General features: G+C 75.6%; 3 protein-coding genes. All 3 read right to left on the bottom strand.

The features are described 5' to 3' along the window. Positions 1-543: AMP-binding protein (locus tag ACIQOV_RS33785; RefSeq protein WP_401054596.1), on the bottom strand; the 543-nt coding region annotated here is incomplete at its 3' end. Between the two features lie 175 nt (positions 544-718). Further along, the gene (locus tag ACIQOV_RS33780; RefSeq protein WP_401054594.1) at positions 719-2,086 is read right to left on the bottom strand and encodes a serine hydrolase domain-containing protein; all 1,368 of its coding nucleotides are present in this window, start codon (positions 2,084-2,086) and stop codon (positions 719-721) included. 798 nt (positions 2,087-2,884) lie between these two features. Beyond that, positions 2,885-3,332 (bottom strand): gluconokinase (locus tag ACIQOV_RS33775; RefSeq protein WP_401054593.1); only part of this gene is annotated, 448 nt, incomplete at its 5' end.

Here is a 3,332-nt window from a genome sequence, read left to right as displayed (position 1 = left end):
GGTGCCGGTGGAGCCCGAGGTGTAGATCACGTACGCCGGGTGGTCGGTGCCGGCCGGGGCCGGGCCGCCCGTGCCGTCCGCGGCGCCCGGCACGTCCGGGCCTGCGGGCAGGGCGGTCTCCAGGACCCGGCTCACGTCGGCCGGGTCGTCCAGGACGATCGCGGGGGCGGCGTCGGCGAGCATCAGCGCCCGCCGCTCGGCGGGGTAGCCCGGGTCCACGGGCAGGAAGGCGGCGCCCGCCCGGACGACGGCCAGTTCGGCGGCGACCAGTTCCATGGAGCGCGGCAGGACCAGCGCCACCGTCCGCTCCGGGCCGGCGCCGCGCCGGCGCAGGTCACGGGCCAGCCGCTCGACGCGCTCCGCCAGGTCCCGGTAGGTCCAGCTGCGCCGGCCGTCGGTCACCGCGGGCGCGAGCGGGGTGCGGGCCGCCTGGGCGGCGAACAGCGCGTCCAGGGTCCGGGGCCTCGGGGAGGTGCCTCCGGCGGTGCCGCCGGCCTGCGGCGGGGCGGACGGGTGCACGGGCTGGGCAGGCCGGTCGGCCATGGCGGAAGGTCCTTCCGATGGGGGCGACGACGAGGGCACCGGGGCAGGCGGTAGCCCGCCCTCGGGCCCGGAGGAACAGGGGAACGGGAACACGGCGGAACGGCGGAACGGCGGAACGGCGGAACGGTGGTGCGGCGGTGCGTGGATCGGGCCTACGGCTGCGGGACCGACCGGCTCAGTCGGAGGCGGCCCGGCGGGCCGTGCGCCCGGAGACCTGCACCCGGTCGACGCGGCCGGTGGCCAGGTCCCGGTGGAAGCGTCCGCCGGGCTCGGGGCGGCCGGTGTCGGGGGCGAGCAGGTCGTAGGAGAGGTCGGTGTAGCAGCGCAGCGGGATCGGCGGGTCGCCGTCGACCGAGAGGGTGGCCGTTCCGTCGCCGGCCGCCTCGATCCGGTAGCGGACCGAGCCGTTGCGGTAGTCGCCCGCGCATCCGGCCAGGGTCCCGGGTTCGGCGAGCGGCACGGGCCCGCGCGCGTCCACCGGTTCGATCGCCGCGGGCACCCGCAGCCCGGCCGACTTCTCCAGTTCGGCCGCGAGTTCGCGCCAGAGCGCGGTGGCGGCGCCGGCGTTGCCGGTGAAGGCGACCACCACGCCGCTGTCCGGGTCGGCCCGCAGGTGGCAGGAGGTGCCCATGGCGTTGCCGTCGTGGCCGCACCAGAACCGCCCGTCCTGGCGGTAGAGCGCCACGCCGGCGCCCCAGCCGTCCGCGAGCGCTCCCGGCCGGGCGGCGGGTTGCGGGCGGCGCATCAGCTCGGCGACGTCCGGGGGCAGCGTCTTGGACCGGCCGACCAGGGCGGCGCCGAGGGCGGCGAGGTCCGCGGCGCCGGCCAGCAGGGCGCCGGCCGGGGCTTCCAGCGGGGCCAGGTTCTGCCGGACCGCCCGGGGCCGGCCGGTCGCGGCGTTGAGCGCGTGGCCGGCGGCGACCGGTCGCCCGGGCGCGGCCGTGTCGACGAAGACCGGCCCGGTGCCGAAGGGTTCGAGCAGCAGGGCGCGCACCGCCTCCTGCCAGGGCATCCCGGTCACCGTCTCGACCAGGCGCCCGGCGGCGACGTAGCCGGCGTTGGAGTAGGAGAAGTCCGTCCCGGGCCGGAACAGCGCGTCCCGGGCGGTGCACACGGCGGACAGGTAGCGGGTGGCGGTGGTGCGGGCGGCGGCGTCGGAGTCCGGCCCGGTGGGCAGTCCGCCGGTGTGGCCCAGGAGGTGACGAATCGTTACTTCAGGCAGCTGCCGGAGCTCCGGAAGGTGCTCGGCGGCCGGCTCGTCGAGGTCGAGGTCGCCGTCGTCGGCGAGCAGCATCACCAGGGCGGCCGTGTAGGGCTTGGTGAGCGATCCCACCGGAACGGCGGTGTCCTCGGTGAAGGGCTCCGCGGTGGCGGTGTCGGCCACCCCGGTGTGCAGGGCGACGGTCTCCGCGCCGGTGTCCAGCACCAGCTGGGCACCGGGCACCCGGTGGGCGCGCGCGAGCGTGTCGAGCCGGTGCTGCAGCTCGCTGCGCAGGACCTGCGGCACCCGTTCTCGTACGGGCGCCGGACTGGCGTAGGGCATGGCGGAAGCTCCCGTTGACTGGTTCTCGGGTGCGGGCGCGCCGGGCGCCCGCAAGGGAATTGCGGATGGGAGTGCGGCACAGCGGGGAATTTCCGGCCGTCGGCGCCGCCCGCTTCCGGACGCGCGGGAACGGGGGGAATCGCGGGAAGCCCCGTCGCCCACGACCGGCCGGCCCGGCATCGGGAATCCCCGGGACACCCGCGGCCGAGCGCCGCACCCGCCCTCGCGGAGCCGTTCCGGGGGCGCATCGACGTGCCCGGGACGGACGGTGCGAATGCGACCCGAATTTCCCGCCGCACGATGAACGGCGGGCCGGCGCGCGGTGAACCGCGAACGGCCGAATACCCTTACCCCGCCGGAACGGTCGGACAGAATCCCGTCCCCCGGCGACCAGCCGCTCTCCCGGCCCCCACCTGCGCAATGGCCGTACCCGGCATGTCCATCCCCCCTGTTTGCGATCCGTCCGCGCACCCGTCGCGCGGAACGCGCCGACGCGGCCGGGGAGCCGCAGAATCCCTGCCGTCCCGAACGCCCGGACGACGAACGCGCAACAGTCTTCACGGCGGGTCAGCCGCTCGCAACCCCTTCCGATTGAACGGAAAGCGACTCCGTCGGTAATCGGAACGCCAAAATCCCTGGTGCGACTCCCGGCCGCGCCCGGAGCACCCGAGAACGGGCTCGAATTCTTTGGCCGAAAATATGAGGTTCAGATCTCACCAGCCACTCGAACAGCTATTCGCAGCAATATTCGAGTGATTTCCCGGACGACTGTGACGGAAGTGCCGGAACGCAACGGAATCAATCGGGTGAGCCGTGAGTGAAACCGCCCGGACGCGGCAACAGGTCCAGCGCGGCGTCGACGAGCACCCCGGGGGCCGGGCCGACGTCCAGCACCGCACCCCGCTCGTCCGGCTGGAGCGGTTCGAGCGCGGCGAGCTGCGAACCGAGCAGCGACCCCGGCATGAAGTGGCCGGTGCGCCCGCCGATCCGCTCCGCCAGCAGCTCGCGGCTCCCCGTCAGATGCAGGAAGAAGGCGTCCGGGCCGGCCTCCCGCAGGACGTCCCGGTAGCGCCGCTTCAGCGCGGAGCAGCTGACCACACCGCCGGTGCCCGCCGCCTCCCGTTCGCGCAGCCACCGCCCGACGGCCTCCAGCCAGGGCCGGCGCCGCCCGTCGTCGAGCGGGATGCCGGCCGCCATCCGGGCGATGGAGTCCGGCCGGTGGAAGTCGTCCCCGTCCGCGAAGGGC

This window comes from Kitasatospora sp. NPDC091257 (assembly GCF_044757675.1).
Classification (GTDB): domain Bacteria; phylum Actinomycetota; class Actinomycetes; order Streptomycetales; family Streptomycetaceae; genus Kitasatospora; species Kitasatospora lactacystinica.
The sequence above is the reverse complement of the archived record's forward strand: the minus strand, read 5'-3'. Positions and strand labels throughout refer to the sequence as shown.